The sequence below is a fragment of the Myroides indicus genome, from assembly GCF_004364575.1.
Classification (GTDB): domain Bacteria; phylum Bacteroidota; class Bacteroidia; order Flavobacteriales; family Flavobacteriaceae; genus Flavobacterium; species Flavobacterium indicum_A.
The window spans coordinates 1-1,211 of sequence record NZ_SOAG01000077.1 but is presented as its reverse complement, the minus strand read 5'-3'; the positions used below and the strand labels follow the sequence as shown (position 1 = coordinate 1,211).

General features: G+C 36.3%; 2 protein-coding genes. One reads left to right on the top strand and one right to left on the bottom strand.

What is annotated here, in order from left to right; genetic code table 11:
• Positions 1-536 (top strand): ABC transporter permease (locus tag C8P70_RS13740; protein ID WP_133713863.1); only part of this gene is annotated, 536 nt, incomplete at its 5' end.
• A 1-nt stretch (position 537) separates the two neighbouring features.
• Here C8P70_RS13740 and C8P70_RS13735 read toward each other — a convergent pair.
• Positions 538-1,211, bottom strand: a 674-nt coding sequence (locus tag C8P70_RS13735; protein ID WP_133713862.1) for a pseudouridine synthase, incomplete at its 5' end; no start/stop codon positions are given.

Genomic DNA, 1,211 nt, shown 5'->3' with positions numbered 1-1,211 from the left:
GACTTTTAAAAGAAGGGTTACTCAATCAGGCTGTAGATCAGGCTACTGCTGATTTTAGAAATATTAGGCATTTGACTCCCGCTCAAAAAAACAATTTTGGCATTGAACGCAGTGATGATATGATAAGATCAATGCTTAAACAGGTTACTACTCTTAATGTGGCTGCATGGATGATCGGGATGATTACCATTTTGGGATCCTCCATTGCTTTAATGAACATTATGTTGGTTGCTGTTACCGAACGCACAAAAGAAATCGGAATTAGAAAATCTTTAGGTGCAAAACGGAATACTATCGCTCAGCAATTTTTTACAGAAACTGTTGTTATTGGTCAGTTAGGCGGAATTATTGGGACTTTTCTCGGAATTTCATCCGCTTATCTTTTATCTCAAGTGCTTCACTTTACGTTCGTTATTCCATGGGCTGCTATAATTTCTGCATTTATTACTACTTTTGTTGTAGCCGTTATTTCGGGATTATATCCAGCACTAAAAGCTTCAAAGCTCGATCCTGTTGAAGCTCTACGATATGAATAGCTTAATCATACTCCTGTAAATCAAACTTTAAAACAGCATTATATTTTTTAAATTCACTATCTATGCCCGCCTTTAAAACTATTTTATTTTGGGTTACCGGATGCAAAAAATGTAATTCTCCGGCATGAAGCAACATTGCCGTAAGATTGAAAAGCTCCAGCCAAAGTTTATTTTGTTTATTACAACCGTGCGGACGGCTGCCCAGAATCGGATGAAATATATGTTTAAAATGCTTTCTAAGCTGATGCTGTCTTCCCGTTTCGGGGTAAATTTCAACCAGTGAATACCGGGATGTCTGATGCTTTCCAAACGGAATATGGAGCTCAGTTTTTTGAAGTGTCTTATAATGAGTTAAAGCTTGCTGTAACCGTCCATTTTCATTGGTCAGGGCATAATCAATAGTTTCTTCATCAGGTGTAAAGCCTCTAACTACAGCAATATATTTTTTAAAGACCTTGCGCTTTGCAAAATCGTCATTTAGCTGTTTTAATATTTCTTTATTCAATGCAAACAACAAAACTCCGGAGGTTTTTCTATCTAATATGTGAATGGGATATACGCGTTGTCCTATTTGATCCCTCAAAATCTGTACAGCGTATTCTTCAATATTTCCTGCTATAAAAGATTTATGTACTAACAAATCTCTGGGTTTGTTAATAGCTACAAGATACTTAT